General features: G+C 60.0%; 14 protein-coding genes. 4 read left to right on the top strand and 10 right to left on the bottom strand.

The features are described 5' to 3' along the window. Positions 1-24 precede the first annotated feature (24 nt). Positions 25-705: an energy-coupling factor transporter transmembrane component T gene (locus ACUY2T_RS00735; protein WP_293792224.1), complete on the bottom strand. Its 681-nt coding sequence runs from the start codon at positions 703-705 to the stop codon at positions 25-27. Further along, positions 702-1,469, bottom strand: coding sequence for an ECF transporter S component (locus tag ACUY2T_RS00730; RefSeq protein ID WP_448306944.1), 768 nt, complete (start codon positions 1,467-1,469; stop codon positions 702-704). The genes ACUY2T_RS00735 and ACUY2T_RS00730 overlap by 4 nt, the downstream gene beginning before the upstream one ends. Positions 1,470-1,878: 409 nt before the next feature. On the opposite strand from ACUY2T_RS00730, the gene metE reads away from it, so the two are divergent. Then, entirely contained in the window at positions 1,879-4,197 is a 2,319-nt protein-coding gene (metE, locus tag ACUY2T_RS00725; protein WP_448306942.1) for a 5-methyltetrahydropteroyltriglutamate--homocysteine S-methyltransferase, read from the top strand. 191 nt (positions 4,198-4,388) lie between these two features. Here the strand turns inward: metE and ACUY2T_RS00720 are convergent, their stop codons facing one another. Further along, complete coding sequence (locus ACUY2T_RS00720) at positions 4,389-5,513, bottom strand: nucleoside hydrolase (RefSeq protein ID WP_448306940.1); 1,125 nt, start codon at positions 5,511-5,513, stop codon at positions 4,389-4,391. 65 nt (positions 5,514-5,578) lie between these two features. On the opposite strand from ACUY2T_RS00720, the gene ACUY2T_RS00715 reads away from it, so the two are divergent. Beyond that, positions 5,579-6,253 (top strand): TetR/AcrR family transcriptional regulator, encoded by a 675-nt coding sequence (locus tag ACUY2T_RS00715; RefSeq protein ID WP_293790675.1) that lies wholly within the window; start codon positions 5,579-5,581, stop codon positions 6,251-6,253. Between the two features lie 99 nt (positions 6,254-6,352). On the opposite strand, the gene nrdF is transcribed toward ACUY2T_RS00715, so the two are convergent. Beyond that, entirely contained in the window at positions 6,353-7,369 is a 1,017-nt protein-coding gene (gene nrdF, locus ACUY2T_RS00710) for a class 1b ribonucleoside-diphosphate reductase subunit beta (RefSeq protein ID WP_293790674.1), read from the bottom strand. Next, entirely contained in the window at positions 7,366-7,857 is a 492-nt protein-coding gene (gene nrdI / locus ACUY2T_RS00705) for a class Ib ribonucleoside-diphosphate reductase assembly flavoprotein NrdI (protein WP_448306938.1), read from the bottom strand. Before nrdI ends, nrdF begins: the two co-directional genes overlap by 4 nt. 176 nt (positions 7,858-8,033) lie before the next feature. On the opposite strand from nrdI, the gene ACUY2T_RS00700 reads away from it, so the two are divergent. Then, positions 8,034-8,465, top strand: a complete 432-nt coding sequence (locus ACUY2T_RS00700) for a pyridoxamine 5'-phosphate oxidase family protein (RefSeq protein WP_448306936.1) — start codon at positions 8,034-8,036, stop codon at positions 8,463-8,465. Positions 8,466-8,516: 51 nt separating this feature from the next. Here ACUY2T_RS00700 and ACUY2T_RS00695 read toward each other — a convergent pair whose 3' ends face one another. Then, positions 8,517-9,806 carry an adenylosuccinate synthase gene (locus ACUY2T_RS00695; protein ID WP_448306934.1) on the bottom strand — a complete coding sequence of 430 codons (1,290 nt, stop codon included), beginning with the start codon at positions 9,804-9,806 and terminating at the stop codon, positions 8,517-8,519. Positions 9,807-9,947: 141 nt separating this feature from the next. On the opposite strand from ACUY2T_RS00695, the gene ACUY2T_RS00690 reads away from it, so the two are divergent. Further along, complete coding sequence (locus tag ACUY2T_RS00690) at positions 9,948-10,802, top strand: hypothetical protein (protein WP_448306932.1); 855 nt, start codon at positions 9,948-9,950, stop codon at positions 10,800-10,802. A 12-nt stretch (positions 10,803-10,814) separates the two neighbouring features. Here ACUY2T_RS00690 and ACUY2T_RS00685 read toward each other — a convergent pair whose 3' ends face one another. From ACUY2T_RS00685 to ACUY2T_RS00670, 4 genes are all read right to left on the bottom strand, one after another. Continuing rightward, positions 10,815-13,631, bottom strand: coding sequence for a Rib/alpha-like domain-containing protein (locus ACUY2T_RS00685; protein WP_448306930.1), 2,817 nt, complete (start codon positions 13,629-13,631; stop codon positions 10,815-10,817). A gap of 114 nt (positions 13,632-13,745) precedes the next feature. Beyond that, the gene (locus tag ACUY2T_RS00680; RefSeq protein ID WP_448306929.1) at positions 13,746-14,984 is read right to left on the bottom strand and encodes an FUSC family protein; all 1,239 of its coding nucleotides are present in this window, start codon (positions 14,982-14,984) and stop codon (positions 13,746-13,748) included. A 10-nt stretch (positions 14,985-14,994) separates the two neighbouring features. Then, a complete protein-coding gene (locus tag ACUY2T_RS00675; RefSeq protein ID WP_448306927.1) occupies positions 14,995-15,939 on the bottom strand; it encodes an endonuclease/exonuclease/phosphatase family protein in 945 nt (314 codons plus the stop codon). A gap of 20 nt (positions 15,940-15,959) precedes the next feature. After that, positions 15,960-16,433, bottom strand: coding sequence for a DUF3151 domain-containing protein (locus ACUY2T_RS00670; protein ID WP_448306925.1), 474 nt, complete (start codon positions 16,431-16,433; stop codon positions 15,960-15,962). Positions 16,434-16,437: the final 4 nt, after the last annotated feature.

The raw sequence follows: 16,437 nt of genomic DNA, 5'->3' as shown, positions 1-16,437 counted from the left end.
TCGTTTGCTAGTGCTCGTGCTTCTTTAGTGCACTACCCACCAGCATCCCACCACTAGGGCTGCGATGGCCAGCAGGCGGACGGTCCAATCCAAAGCCGTATCTGCAACGGGGCGAAGCACGGTACGCGGCCCCGGTTCACCAATTCCGGTGCGCTGTAGCGGGCGGGCGCGGGTGGCGGCATCGTCGACCATGCCGACGATCAGTGGGAGGATCATGCGGCACTTCGCACCCAGGGTGGACACATCCACTCCGCGGGAGGCGCGAACCTGCTGGATGGTCTGCCAACGGGCTCTGGCAAGCGGCAGTAGTCGGGCGGTGGCGCCGATGACATAGACCAATTTGGCAGGCAGGCGCGGCTGCACAGTGCGCATGAGTCGGTCTAGGTTAACGAAGCTTCCGATAGTTAGGCCGATCGTGGTAGCGGCAAGGAAGCGACTGCCCAGGGACAGGGCGATCTGCACACCATCGCGGGTGAGGATCCACCATCCGGTTTCCTGTCCGAAGGGTGCGTACATCAATCCGAAGCCCAGGAAAGCCGGTAGGCCTAAGAGGTTGGCTGCGAGAAAGGGACGACGGGGCGTCGAGAAGAAAAGGGCCATAACGGCGCACAAGACCCACGCGATAGCGGACACGGTGAGGCTATCGGCGACGAGGACGAAAATCACCCCGCTTATAGCGAGGGTGAGGTATGTCAGTGGATTCATGCAGCCTTGTCGGACGTCGGTGCAAAGGTTCGGCGCGTGCGCTGTGGCAATGCGCGAATGACCAGGTAGATCACGCTAAACACAATGAACTTATCGATTGGATCGGAAGTCCACGACTGCAAGAATACGGCGGTCATCGGATCGAAGCCCAGGGAACGGTAGGCAGTCACAAGCAGACCCGTGCCCGTACCGGCGGTGCCACCGAAGATGAAGGAGGCGATCGGGGCGGAAAGCAGGGCTGTCAGGAAACCGATGAGCAAGGCGGATAGGGCGATCTTCCAATATGCACCTACCCACCACTTGCCGAGCAGTCCAGCGCATACGCCGACGAAGGCGTAGGCCGCTGCGAAGCCAACGACGGTCGGGTTGAAGGTTCCCCACACCAGCGCGGAGAGCACGCCGGTGACCAACCCCGCCCAAGGGCCGGCCAAGGCACCGACCAGCACCGTGCCGATGGAATCCAGGTACAGCGGCAAAGGCAGACCCATGTTGCCGATGATGTGGCCGAGCACGACATTGATTGCCAATGCGACCGGCAGGAGCGCAAGGGTGCGCACGGGCAGGCGCGGGATTACGGCGATGAGCGCCAGGATGGCGGGGACAACGAAACCGACGAGGGCAATGGTGGAGCTTTTGGAGTCGGCGAGGGACTCATATGTCGAGTCGGAGGGCTGCCAGATGACGAGGGTCAGCCAGGTGGCGACGATGATGATTGCGGATAGACCGAGCAGTCCATAGGTGGCTTTTTGTGACAGGGGGCGCATGGGGTGGGTCCTCGTTTTTCGCAGGGGCCAGCGCGCGACTAAGCGTAACGTCTATGTCACCTCGACGTTTCGACCGCGTGGCCAGTGGTTTTAATGTTTGTTTAATGCTTACAGAATCGGTGCGGATTGCACAAATCGCAGCCATTTTGGCGGCATCAGGGGCAGGGAAAACGGGTGTGAAACCGGGGTCACAAGCACCTAATTTAAGTGACTTAGTTGACAGACCAAGCTGTCTATTCTTAAATGGTTTAGCAAGCGACCCGCGCATGGCGGAGGCAGTTCCGCCCCGCCGCGAAGCGTGCCTTCTGGAGCCCCGGGAAAGGCATAGCGCGCGGGAACCGCAGAACGGCAAAGGCTCCCAAACGAGCCTTAACGCAGATCAATTAAACAAAGAAAGACAGGAAAAATCATGACTTTCAACGCAACCGTCGCCGGGGTTCCGCGCATCGGACCTGACCGCGAGCTCAAGAAGGCTCTGGAGGGCTACTGGCGCGATAACTCCACCGGACGCAACCTGGCCAACACTGCAACACGCCTGGTTAACGACTACACCGACGAGCTGCTGGCCGCCGGCTTGGATTCCGCAGCCTTCTCTGGCCGCTCCTTCTACGACGCGGTACTCGACACCACCGCTTTGCTGGGGCTGCTACCCGAGCGCGTCGCTGACATCGCGGATCACGATAACGATGGCCTGCCGCGCTTCATCGACCGCTACTTCGCCGCCGCCCGCGGAACCAAGGACCTGCCGGCCTCCGCAATGACGAAGTGGTTCGACACGAACTACCACTACATCGTGCCGGAGCTGGCCAAGGATTCCCGCGTGGAGTTGGACGATTCCGCATTCCTAGAGGACATCCGCGACCAGGTCACCCGCGCTGGCGAGGCCGTCCGCCCCGTTCTGGTGGGCCCGCTGACGTACCTGGCTCTGTCGCGCACCATCGACGGTTCCGATGCCTTCGCTCACCTCGAGGAAATTTTTGACGCCTACTCCCGCCTGCTCAAGCGCATCGCAGACCGCGGCGTGAAGTGGGTACAGTTCGACGAGCCGATCCTGGTTACCGACTTCGCCTACGCGGATGCACCTGCCAACGAAGACCTGCTGAAGCGCACCCGCGCTGGCTACGAGAAGCTAGCTGAGGTGGCCGGAGCTGGAGATGAGGGCGTCAACCTGCTTATCCAGACCTACTTCGGTGACGGCAACGCAGCCATCGAGCTACTGAGCGGCTCCGGTGTGGCAGCCTTCGGCGTGGACCTGGTGACAGGTGGCGCTGCTGCTGCCGAGCTGCCTGCATGGACCGGCAAGGAACTGCTGGCCGCTGGCGTGGTGGATGGACACAACGTGTGGCGCACCGACCTGGACGCAGCGCTAAAGACTCTGCAGGGTCTGCAAGAGCGCGGCCCGGTGGCTGTCTCCACGAGCTGTTCCCTGCTGCACGTGCCGTACTCGCTGCAGCGCGAGGAGAACCTGAATGCAGAGGTGAAGAAGTGGTTGGCCTTCGGATCCGAGAAGATCCGCGAGGTCGCCGCCCTGTCCCGCACCCTGCGCGGCGAGCAGACCGAGGCCGATGAGCAGCTGTTTGCCGAAACCCGTGAAGCCATCGAGGACCGCAAGAACTCCACCCTGACGCACAATGCCGCCGTGCGTGAGCGCCAGGATGCTGTGACCGACGCCGACCGTCGCCGCGATTCCATTAAGGCTCGTCGCGAGGCTCAGAAGGCTGAGCTGAACCTGCCGCCGCTGCCGACCACCACGATCGGTTCCTTCCCGCAGACCACCGAGATTCGCCAGGCGCGCGCCAAGCACCGCAAGGGCGAGATTGATGATGCGGCCTACACCCAGGCAATGAAGGACGAGGTCGCGGACGTAATCAAGCGCCAGGAGGAACTGGGCTTGGACGTGCTAGTGCACGGCGAGCCAGAGCGCAATGACATGGTGCAGTACTTCTCCGAGCAGCTGGAAGGTTACCTGTCCACCGAGCACGCATGGGTGCAGTCCTACGGCTCCCGCTGCGTGCGACCGCCGATCATCTTCGGCGACGTCTCCCGCCCGCACGCCATGACTGTCGACTGGTACAAGGTGGCAGCTGACCTGACCGACAAGCCAGTCAAGGGCATGCTGACCGGTCCGGTGACCATGCTGGCCTGGTCCTTCGTACGCGATGACCAGCCGCTGGGCGTGACCGCCGACCAGGTTGCACTGGCGCTGCGCGATGAGATTGCTGACCTGATTGCCGCTGGCGCCCGCGTGGTGCAGGTGGACGAGCCCGCTATTCGCGAGCTGCTGCCATTGCGCAAGGAACAGCAGCCGGAGTATCTGGAGTGGGCTGTGGGCTCCTTCCGCCTGGCTACCTCTGGCGCGGAGAACAAGGTGCAGATCCACACGCACATGTGCTACTCCGAGTTCAACGAGCTGATCGACACCGTCTCTAACCTGGACGCCGACGTGACCTCCATCGAGGCTGCACGCAATGGCATGCAGGTTCTGGCCGCTCTGAAGGATGAGGGCTACGAGCTGGGTGTCGGCCCGGGCGTGTGGGATATCCACTCCCCGCGTGTGCCGAAGCAGCAGGAAGTTGATGACCTGCTGACCGCTGCCCTGGGCTCCGTGGATCCCGCCCTGCTGTGGGTTAACCCGGACTGTGGCCTGAAGACCCGCGGTTGGGAAGAAACCACCGCCTCCCTGGAGGTTCTGGTGGCTGCCGCCAAGAAGGCCCGCGAGCGAGTCTAGTTACTCGGGGGGCTTACTAGGGGCTTTCTCGGAGGCTTTTTAGCCTCCAATGTCGCTAGATCGGGAATGTGTTACTGACAAGCATTTCAATCAATCTAAAACCGCAGGTCAGGGGTTTTTGATTTTGAAGGTTTTGAGAATCTCGTCAACACATTCCCGATCTAGCGACATTTTGCACTTTTGGGGCGGCGCTAATCAGCGCCGAACCCGCACACAACCCGCTCAAATTCCGCAAAGACGTCCGCCGGATCCAAAGCTTCCAGAATCCGCGCATTAGCTGGGCGGTTCCAATAAGCACCACACGCTCCTGCGGGATCCACATCTCCACGGACAGCTGCGACAGATCCGCCACCACCGTCAACAACTCGGTCAGCCACGGTAGTGCCACGCATGAGGGGAGAATCCGCTTCAACATCCACGGTGGCGTGATAAAGAGAACAAGGAATACGCCCCAACATCACCATCGCCGCGGCGAGGTCATGGATCTGCGCGCAATAGCCCACGCCGACAGATTGGTGAAATTCGAAATAGAAGCGGAGAGCGTCGCCGAGCAGGGCGGCAAGTTGTGGGCGTGAAGGGCGCACGGCGTCCTGCCACCTGCTTAAACGCGGTGGATACAGTAGAACCTGTTCCGTGACATTGAGTGGGCAGATGACCGGCAACGGGCACTGCACACTCTGTGCACTCTGTGCAACAGACTCGCCGGATGCCTCCCCACCGAATACGGCCTTCAAAGCATGCGGATCAACCCACGCATTCCATTCGGCAGTAGGGGTGGTGTTGCCTGGGTAGTTAAATGCCCCCGTCATCAGAGTAACTTGAGCCGGCCCCACCACCTCGGGCTCGTGTGCCAAAGCCCAAGCCAGGTTTGTCGCCGGACCAGCTACCAGAATGTGGGTCGCCCCGCGCCACGTCTCCACGGCCGCTCGCGCATCTCCATGCACGGCCGCTCGCACATCCCCTCTCACATCCTCGTGCGCATCCCCACACCCAGCCTCCAATTCGGGCGAATAATAACCTAATCCTCTTTTTCCGTGCGTTTCCGGAGTCGTAGTCAATGGCAATACCAAAGGCTTCCCAGCACCGGCCACTACAGAAACTTCCGGCGCTCCCGCCAGACGTAAAACCTCTTTAGAATTCACCGCCGCCTGCCCGACCGTCGTATTCCCTGCGCTGGTCGTCACCACTAAATCAATCTCACCAGCGGAGTGAAGATAGGCCAGGTAAATCAGTGCAAGACTGTCGTCAATCCCGGTATCCACATCGGCAACAACACGTGGTTTCTCCACCTCCGCCGCCATTGATTTTTTAATCATTTTTATTTCCCAAAAGCTGTTTATTTGTTTAGTTGATAGGTGTTCAGTCTTATATAATGAATGCCATGGTGCACGACAATGTAACCGAAACTACTCACTCTGATGATGCCCGCTCCCCGAAGGCTGCGGCCCGCCGCGCCGCTATCCTGGACGCCGCCCGCAAGGTGTTCACCAGCGACGGATATCACCACACTAAGCTCACGAAGATCGCAGAGGTGGCCGGCTGTTCGGTCGGTACCCTGTATACCTACTTCGAAGATCGCCAAGATCTGCTGATGAACGTGCTGGCCAGCGTCGAGAAGGACATGACTCCCACCCTGGACGATAGCTTGCTGAGCACTGATGACGCCCGCGCTACGATCGAGGGCTCCAACAAGGAGTTCGTGCGCTTTTACGCACACAACGCGGGTGCCATGAACCTGGTGGCGCAGTCTTCGCAGTTCAGCAAAGAGCTCGCGGTTCGACAGATGCAGATTGCCAAGCAGATGGTTGGCCGTAACCGCCGGTTCTTGGAGGCCTTGCTCGCTAAGAACATGATCCCGCCGCTGGACGATGTGGAGTACACCGCTGCTGCCATTGCCGCCATGTTCACCCGCTTCTGCCACGCCACTTTCGTGGAGGGCTTCTACGAGGTCACGGATGACAACCGCGAGGAAATCATCGAGCGGACCACCAAAACGCTCAATCTGATGACTCTCCGCATGGTCGGTCTGAATCAGGCTAATTCCGCCGAGGGCTAAACTCTCTGCCCTGATCGATCGAGATGCCGCGCACAGCAGTTGGCTCCCGATCGAGCACCTTCAAGCAGCCAGATAGGTCGCCTGCAAACGTATAGCCCTCTAGAAGTCCCAGTCGTCTTCCACTGTGGACTCCGCCCGACCGATAACGTAGGAAGATCCCGAGCCGCTAAAGAAATCGTGAGTCTCGTTAGAATCGGGCGCTAACGCGGCGATAATCTCCGGCTCAGTCTTTGCCGATTCTTCCTCATACTGTGGCGGGTAGCCTAGGTTCATCAGTGCCTTGTCTGCGTTGTAGTGCACGAACGCCATCACGCCTTCGATCAGCGAGGCTTGGTTGGGCAAGGCTGTGCCATACAAATCCCCCGAGTATTCTTTCTCTAAGGCAAGCAGCTCCTCCACTAGGGAGAACGTGAAGTCCTCGAGCTCCTGCGCGCGTTCTGGGTGAGCCTCCAACCCGCGCTGAAACTTATAACCCGAGTAGTAGCCGTGCACCGCCTTGTCGCGCAGGATCAGACGGATCATATCCGCCGTATTCATCAGAATGCCGCGACAGCTAAACCACAACGGCAGGTAAAACCCTGCGTATAGCAATAGAGAAGAAAGTAGCGTGGCCGCGACCTTGCGCTTTAGCGGATCCTGCCCGTTGTAGTACTGCATCACTGCGGTCGCCCGCCGTTGGAGTACAGGATTGTCCACTGCCCAGGCGTATGCACGGTCGATCTCCTCGCTGCTGCACATAGTGCTGAAAACGCTGCTATAGCTGCGAGCGTGCACGGCTTGCATGAATGCAATGTTCGCGTAGACGGCCTGTTCGTGCTCCGTGCGGGAATCTGGGATCTGACTGATCTCACCGACGGTGGCTTGGACTGTATCTAGCAGCGTCAGTCCCGTGAATACCTTTGTGGTCAACTCGCGTTCGGCATCCGTCAGGCCATTCCATTTGGACAGGTCATTGGATAGCGGCACCTTTTCAGGCAACCAGAAGTTGCTGGTCAGGCGCTGCCAGATCTCTAGGTCCTTCGGATCTTCCAGCTGGTTCCAATTCACCGGCCGCAGAGGGACGCTGGGGTTCTGCAGCCATTGCGGTGGGGTCTGGGAGCGTTTACGGTAACTCAATTTTCACTTCCTGCGTTTTTGTATCGGTTTTCACTTGGGTCTTGTTCTTGACGCCCGTTCTCCCCGCGCATGTGGTTCCAGAAATTGCGGAGCCCAATTTGTACCCGGGCAACGTCGCGAGCCGTGCCAAGCAGCTCGAAACGGTAAAGCTCCGGTACGTGGCACTTGGCGGCAATCGTTGATCCGGCACAGCAGTATGCAGTGCCAAAGTTCGTATTTCCGCTGGTAATTACTCCCCGAATTAGCGCGCGATTGTGCGGATTGTTGAGGAATTTGATGACTTGCTTGGGAACGGCTTTCCGCTGATCACCTCCGCCATACGTCGGGGTGATTAACACATACGGTTCGTTGACGATCAGCTCGGGATCTTTTCTTCGCAAAGGAATGCGCTGGGCGGGGATACCGAGTTTGGCTACGAAGCGTCGAGTGTTTTCGGAGGCAGAGGAGAAGTAGACGATGCGCGGCTGTGTAGCCGCGGTTGTTGACATAGCGGTTTTCCTTTCTAGTTGTTTGATCTGCCGCTCTTGGAAAACGCAACCTTGAGGACGAGACATAAGGTTCAGACATAAAGTTCAATCTATTGAACTTTAGAGTAACACTCGATTGAACTCTTGTGTAGAGTATGCAGCGTACAACGCTCGACTACTAAGAAAGGAAAACTTCCATGGCGAAGCTCACCCAAGAGATGAAAGACATGCTCAGTGCGCAATTGCCGTATCTGGCAACGGTGACCGACGGCGAAATGCTCTTGCCGAATATCGGCCCGAAGCGCAGCCTGCGCGTCTGGGATGATGAGACGCTGATCTACAACGAAAACACTGGGCGCCAGCACCTCGAGAATCTTCGTGCGGGGTCGAAAGCCGCGGTAGCGGTAGTAGATTGGGGCCAACTAGACGGGTTTAGATTTGTCGGCTCTGCAGAGCTATTCCACGAGGGACCCGTATGGGAAGCAGCAGTGAAGTTCGCTGATGAAATGGGCCACAATCCGCCGAAAATGGCGGTGCTAATTCATATTGAGCAGATCTACACGCTCATGCTCGGCAAAAATGCCGGACGGTTGCTCGCTAGCGACGATGAATCCCTATTCGTAGACTGACCGCAGCGCCCTTTACGCCACTACCGCTAGCCGGTAGTTATCGCGCCAGCCCTAGCCTTCCGCTACGTCGTTGATGACGATAGTTTGGTCGCGCCCCGGCCCCACACCGATGTAGGAAATGCGGCAGCCGGAAAGCTCCTCCAGGCGCTTGACGTAATCCTGCGCCTTCTGCGGTAGTTCCTCGAAGGTCTTGCACTCCGTAATGTCCTCGTCCCATGCAGGCATGGTTTCGTAGATCGGAGTGGCATGGTGGAACTCGGTCTGCGTCATCGGCATCTCGTCGTGGCGAACACCGTCCACGTCATAGGCCACACAGATCGGGATTTCGCCGATGCCGGTCAACACGTCCAGCTTCGTCAGGAAGTAGTCGGTAAAGCCATTGACGCGGGAGGCGTAGCGGGCGATCACGGAGTCGTACCAGCCACAGCGGCGCTTACGACCGGTGTTCACTCCCACCTCACCGCCAGTGGTCTGCAGGAACTCACCCCACTTATCGAAAAGCTCGGTCGGGAACGGTCCGGCGCCCACGCGGGTGGTGTAGGCCTTGATGATGCCCAGGGATGCCGTGATGCGCGTCGGTCCAATGCCACTGCCCACGCAGGCGCCACCGGTCGTGGGGTTCGAGGAGGTCACAAAGGGATACGTGCCATGGTCCACGTCTAGCATCGTGGCCTGGCCGCCTTCCATCAGCACGGACTTACCGGCGTCAAGAGCCTTGTTCAGCTCCGTCGTCGCATCGATCAGCATCGGCTTGAGGCGATCGGCGTAGGAGAGGAAGTAGTCCACAACCTCGTCCACGTCCACGGCGCGGCGATTGTAGATCTTCACCAGGATCTGGTTCTTCTGGTCCAGCGCGGATTCGATCTTCTGGCGCAGGATGGATTCGTCTAGCAGGTCCTGGGCGCGGATACCCACGCGGGAGACCTTGTCGGCGTAGGTCGGGCCGATGCCGCGGCCGGTGGTGCCGATGGCGCGCTTGCCCAGGAAGCGCTCGGCCACGCGGTCGATGGCAATGTGGTACGGCGCGACCAGCTGTGCATTGGCGGACACGCGCAGGCGGGAAGCGTTCGCGCCGCGGGCCTCCAGGCCGTCGATTTCCTCGAACAATGCTTCCAGGTTCACCACGCAGCCGTTGCCGATGATGGGCGTGGCGTTTTCGGAAAGCACACCTGCGGGCAGCAGCTTGAGTTCGTACTTTTCGCCGCCGACGACGACGGTGTGGCCGGCGTTGTTGCCACCGTTGGGCTTGACTACGTAATCGACCTTCCCGCCCAGAATGTCGGTAGCTTTGCCCTTACCTTCGTCGCCCCACTGGGCGCCTACGACAATGATCGCTGCCATGGAAACTTAAACACGTCCTCTTGGGTTGGTACAGATGTACTCACGGTTGTAGCCCCGCTCCGGCGGTCGGACGGGGCACCTAGACGTTTCACCATTCTAGTACTTCGCCGGTGGTTGTGGCACTCGCTATGGTGGGTTTCTATGTTGTTCTTCTTGCGTTGCGATGTTCCCGCCAGCGATCACTTGCGCGATCCCGTGCTGCCGGGCGAGGTCGTGGAATGCCTCAATGTATCCGCTATTCCCACGCGCAAGGAGTTGCGCTTTCTGGATGATCTGGAGCGGTTCGTGGTGGGCTCCACCCCGTCGCTGGATGAGCTGATGCAACGCCCAGACGCACCCCATTTGGGCACCCCGCAGCCTGACCCGCACCAGGTCAGCGAGCGGGTCCGGGTGATCGTGCAGGGCAGCGATGCCGCTATCGCCGCTGTGGTTTCTAAGTTGATGCGGATCGATGCCCTGCGGGTCGAGGTTGGGTTTATCCCTACCGGTTCTTCTGCGGTCGCTCTTTCTTGGGGGTTGGACCCCACCTTCTCCCCTGCCCAACATCTCACCTTCGCGCTCGCTTCCCCGGCTGTGCCGACTCCGGTGATCCGGGACGACCATGGCGTGGTGACGTTGGGAGTGGCCGAGGTGACTGGCCCGGAAGGTGATTCCGGGACTGCGGAGATGATCGGCGAGGTGATTGTTGATTCCGCGGTCTTGTTTGAGCAGAACAAGGCCGGAACAAGTGACTTCAATAACGGTGTGCGGATGGTGCCCACTCCGGATGCTCCAGGGTTGGCTGCGGTGCAGCGTCCGCCGTTGCCGCGGAAGGGCTGGTTCGGGCGCACGAAAAAACCCCGCAGCACCGTCTCGCCGACGGTGCTGCGGGGTCGGGCCTTACAGGCCGGAGGGGTGGATCTGGTAGTCACCCGCGATGGGGTGCGCCATCCCCGCCCGCTGAAGTCGGTGACGTTTTACCGCCACCTGCGGGATGGGCAGTTCGTGCGCAACTAAGCTCGCCCGCAATTAGCGGACGTAGCCGTGGGCGCGAGCCCAGTTGTACAGGCCGAACAGACCAGCGCCGATGGCAATCGTTCCGAACAGGGCTGCGAAGAACTTACCCAGCGGGCTGGAGCCAGTGACTCCGCTGGAGCTGCTGGAACCGTTGCTGGATCCGGAGCTTCCGCCCGGATGCTCCTGCTTTTCTACGTTCACCTTCAGCTCCACGGTGGAGGTCGATCCGTCCGGGTAAGTGACTACGACCGGAATGTTGTATTCACCCGGCTCGACGTCCTTGCCCGGTTTCAGGGCGACAGTGCCGTCCTCGTTGACGGTGGCCCACTCAGGTGCACGCTCACCAGCGGTGAACTTAGCACCTTCGCCGGTATCACCCGGAACCTTGGAGGTGACGGTCTCGCCCGGCTTCACGGAGACATCCTCGAAGGAAGGATCGTGGATCTCGTTGGCAGGCTTCACGGTGACGGTGACGTTCACGGTCGTGTCGTCGCCGGAACCATCCTTGTTGGAGACCTTCACCGGAACGGTGTACTCCTTGGCCTCTACATCCGTGCCCGGCTTGGCGGTTACGGTGCCGTCCGGGTTGACGGTGATCCAGGACGGTACGCCCTCGCCAGCCTCGAAGGTCGCGCCCTCAGCCACATCAGTCGGAGCCGGAGCGGTCACTTCGTCGCCCTGCTTCACCGTCACGTCAGAGTAGGTCGGATCGTGGATCTCGTTAGCGGGCTTTACGGTCACGGTAACCACAGCAGTAGTGCGGTCAGCAGAGTCATCTCCGTAGATGACCGTCACCGGGATCTTGTACTCGCCCGGCTTAACCTCAAGACCCGGACGTGCCTCGAGGCTGCCATCTTTGTTCAGAGTGACCCAGTTCGGTGCGCCTGCACCCAGGGAATACTCAGCGTCCGCAGTGCTGCCCTCAGGAGCAGCAACAGTGGCGGTCTCTTCCTGCTTTACCTCGATCGGCTTGTAGGTCGGATCATGTAGCTCGTTGATCGCGCGCTCCGTGACCGTGACCTTCAGCTCGGCATTGTCGATAGTGCCATCGGGGTAGGTGACGGTAACCGGAACCGTGTAGTCCTTCGCATCAACCTCGCCGCCCGGGTTCAGTTGGACAGCGCCCTTGTCGTCGATGGACGCCCACTCCGGAGCACCCTCAGCCAGGGCGAACTTGGTGCCCTCCGGCAAGCCCTCGATAGCAGGAGTCTTTGCGGAACGGTTGGCCTGCACGGTGATGCTGCCAAACTCCGGGGAGTAAATCTGGTTGTCCGGCTTCTTGGTGACGGTCACCTTGGCCGTTGCTTCGTCGGTGGACCCGTCGTCGTAAGTGACGACAACCGGAACGGTGTAATCCTTGGCTTCGGTCTCCAAGGTGGGCTTTGCCTCGATAGAACCATCCTCGTTGACGGTGACCCACTCCGGCGCACCCTCACCACGGGTAACCTTCGCACCCTCCGGCAGTCCCTCCGGGGCAGGGATGGTGGCGGTGCCTTCTTGCTCGACAGTGGTCTCGCCGAACTGCGGATCGTGCAACTCGTTGGTGTGCGTGACCTTCACGTGGACGTTAACCACGACATCACCCTTGGACTGGTCCGGGTAGCTGACAACGACCGGAACGGTGTAGTCGCCCGGCTTCACTTCCCGGCTGGGCTTTACAGTGACGGTGCCATCTTCAGCAACGGTGGCCCATTCCGGTGCATTTTCTCCAGCTGCAAACGTTGCGCCCTCGGCGACATCCTTTGGAGCCTCGACAGTCTCGGTATCCAGCTGCTTAACAGTCACTTCTGCGTACTGCGGATCGTGCCGTTCCGCCAGGGGCTTCACCTTCACTGTCACGTTCACTACGGTATTGTCCGCGGAAGAGTCCGGGTAGGTGACAACAACCGGAACCTCGTAGTCGCCGGGTTCCACATCCAGGCCAGGCTTAACGGTGACGGTGCCGTCCTGGCCGACAGTCGCCCATTCCGGAGCCCCCTGACCCGCCTTGTAAGTGGTTCCCTCTGGAGCCTGCGCGGTGTTCTTCGCAGTAGCCGTATCCTGCTGCTTGACCTCAATGTCCGCGTATTTGGGTTCGTTGAAGTCAGCCAAAGGTTTCACGGCAGTAACACCGAGCCGAGTATATCGATCAGTCAAACAAGTAATGCGCAAGCCAGGGGTCGAAAACAAGACCGTTCCTGCAATCCCCTCTCCATGAAACATGTTGTTGCTACGGACACGGCCAGAACCATCCGGCGTCCTGTAGGCCTCAGGAGTTTGAACTTCAACCGCCCCAGACGATTTAGCTTTGAACTTCAGTTTCAGCGGTGCGAAAGCAATTGTTACCGTATCCCCAGACCTGCTCGGCTGCATCATCTCTTCGACGGTAAGAACGCCTTTGTCTAGAGTAGCCGGAAGGCTCGAGTCAACCAGCTCAACATCGCCTTTCACGGCGAACCGAATCTTATTATTTGCATTTCCTTCAGCAAAGGAAGGGGAACCTCCCAGCTTCTTCAACAATGGGTGCGATGCCGCCAGTGGATCAATGTTCACACCGGCTTCAAAAACTTCATCGACTGCAGCTCGTTCGGGCATAGTCACATGAAATTGACCCGTAAATTCCCTATCTTCTTGGAATCCATTCCCGATAATCGGGATTTTCTGCTTAGGTCCACCTGCCGCGAACACAGTGCACTTAATTGGCAGCTTCGTATCCTGCGTCTTGTTCGCCGTCGCAGCCTGCGCCACGGACGGGGATACCGGGGAGTTTGGGACGGCGGAGACCGTCAGGATCATGCTGGCCGATGCCGCGACAGCGATCATTGCGCGGCGGGAGCGAAGGTGTATCATAAGAGATTCCTCAAAGTAGAGCGAGACGACATTAAGTCGTGGTGGGTAACAATTCCCCAACTTCTCTAAGAATCTACTATCGCCACTCTTAAGGTTCCACCCGTAGCCCCAGCCCTACTCCCCCAACTCGTCCCACACCTCCGGCGGCTGCCACGGCCTGTCCACCGTCGGCCGCAGAAACGCCATAGCCGACTCACGTGAATAGCCACAGACCTGCAGGGCGTCCACAATAATCGAGCGACACTGCGCCAACACCACCGTGCCCGACAACCCCGTCCCCTCCGCAATATGCAGATCCGCCTCCGCACCAAGCTTTTGTAGGGCGCGCACGATCTCCGGGATCTCCACCGCCTCATCGCGCGTACCACGGGTGCCGCCCTCGGCGAACAACGCACCCAAATGCCCCAATTCGTTGGAAATGCTACGCATCAGCTCAATCATCTCCTCCGGTGGCTCGATCTCGTCCAGCATCATGATCTCCGCCCGGCGCGCCAGCACGCGCGTGTTGCGCATGACATTATCCACGGGCACCAGGATGCGGTTCATCGTCTTCGCATGCCGTCTGGCCGTCCAATAGATCGGAGATACCGTCACCACTTCCGATCCCCCGCCCACGTTCGTGAGCAGGGCATTAACGTTTGTCTGCGTACCGCGGGCAACCTCTAGCGCCTTGGTAATTTTCTCCGCCTTGCGTTCCTCCATCCCCTGAGCCACATCATCCAACACCAGCGAGGCCTTAGACACCAGCGTGGAGACCTCCCGCCGGGCCGGGCGCAGCGGCGAGTTCGGCACCAAGGCCAGAACCAAAATGCCGATCACACCACCAACCAGCGCATCCACCATGCGGTCGAAAGACCCCGAGGTGCCCGGAGGCAGGATCGTCGCCACCAACACCGCAGAACTGGAAGCCTGAAAAGCCACGGAGACGGACTTATCCACGAACGTCGCCACCAAAATTGCCACCAGCACCACCACTGAGACCTGCCAGTAGCCACTGCCGATATTGCTAATCAGCACATCACCGATACCCACACCCACCGCGGCGCCCAGCACCAGCTCAAAACCACGGCGCAAGCGCTTACCTGCGCTAACCCCCAAACTCAACACCGCAGCGATCGGTGCAAAGAAAGCCTGTTGGTGGCCACAAACCTGCACCGCAATAAGCAGCGCCAGCCCAGCACCGATTGCACACTGGATCGCAAAGACCAGACCCTCACGCACGCGGATCATGCCCTGCACAGGAGCAATGCGACGCAGGTTCCGCGCAGCGGCACGCACGCCGGGGCGCAGGCGGTTGGCCGGCTCGCCCCACATTTCCTTTGCGGTTCGTGGCCGCCGTTGTGGTTCTGCCATGCCCGCCAGTCTAGGTGGTCACATCCGCCCACACTGCCAGATGGTCCGTGCCGAGAATACGCTTCGTCCCGCCACCCAAGCACTCACCGGTAGTCATGATGTGGTCCAGCCGAATCACCGGGAATACCGCCGGCCACGTCGGCGTGTGCGCCAGGTGCCCAGTACAGTCACTGAGCTCAAAATCGCGGTAGCGCGGATGGCTGCGCGTAGCGTTGAAGTCACCGGCTAGCACCAGATGGCGCCGGGAATTGGCCCAATCACTCAAGCTCGCCAGGTCGCGCTCCCACGCCGTGCGATACTCCTTGACCGGTGCCACTGCGTGCACACCCACGAACTCGCTGTTGCCATGCAGCGGCGCATTCACACGCGGAGTTTGGAAGCGGGTCAGCCCCCGCACCATGTTGCCGTGCGCCCCTGTTTTTTCTTTATATGACGCCGACACCAAGCCCACGACATTATCCGCCCGATCGTTGCCAGGCCGCGGCTTGGTCAAAGGCAGATAGCCGGTTTCCTCCGCCACGCTATCCACTTCCTCTTCATTCGTTTCCAGGAGGAAGACAACGTCCGGTTTAAGTTCCTCAATCGCACGGGCGATTCGCTTATCATCAGCTTTCCCCCAGTATGTGTTGAGGGAAAATACTCGGGTGGAGTTGTGGGCGTCCGAAAAATTGGGGGCAGGTACGCGCGGGACGATCAAGACCGCCAGCACAGCGAGCACCGCGCACAGCGCCGCGCGGCGAACTGAATTCAGAATGCCCAGGCCGGCGGCAGCCAGCACCCCGGCGACCCACGCGCTGGCTTGGATCTCCGCGACAAAGGGCCACGATGCGGTGGTTTGCGCGGGCCAAAGGATGCTGGACATCCAGACGATCGCCACCACGACTGCGGCTATGCACAGGTTGCGGTGCGCCACCGGGTGGGGCGTCGGCTGGGAGAAAGAACGGCGTTTGTTCAATTTCCTATTACGGGGGATCACTAGCGCTCAGTAGAAGAGGCAGCGGAGCCATCCAGCCCCAGGGCTGGAGCTGCGGCAGGATCACAGTCGTGCAGCAAGTTCAGGCAACGCACGACCTCATCGTCCTCACCGAGGGCGCGGGCGGTCTGCACCAATGCGCCGATTGCGCGGAGCACTCCCCGGTTAGGTACGTGATCCCAAGGCACCGGGCCGGTGCCACGCCACCCGTTACCGCGCAGCGCATCGAGGCCGCGGTGGTAACCAGTGCGGGCGCAGGCGTAGGCCTGTACGGGCTGTCCTTCGGCCAGTAGAACCTCGGCCAGGGCGGCCCAGGCACCGGAATCCTTCAAGTTGGCGGAGACGGCCGCCTCCAAGGACTCGCGGGACTGTGCGGATGATCCCACCGCAACCGCACTGGCTAGTTCCTTGGGCAGACGCACCTCTGGGTGCTCTGCGCCGAAGAGATCTCGACTGTGACGAATCTGTTCTGCCATGGCT

Source organism: Corynebacterium sp. 22-2729, from assembly GCF_053479475.1.
The sequence above is the reverse complement of the archived record's forward strand: the minus strand, read 5'-3'. Positions and strand labels throughout refer to the sequence as shown.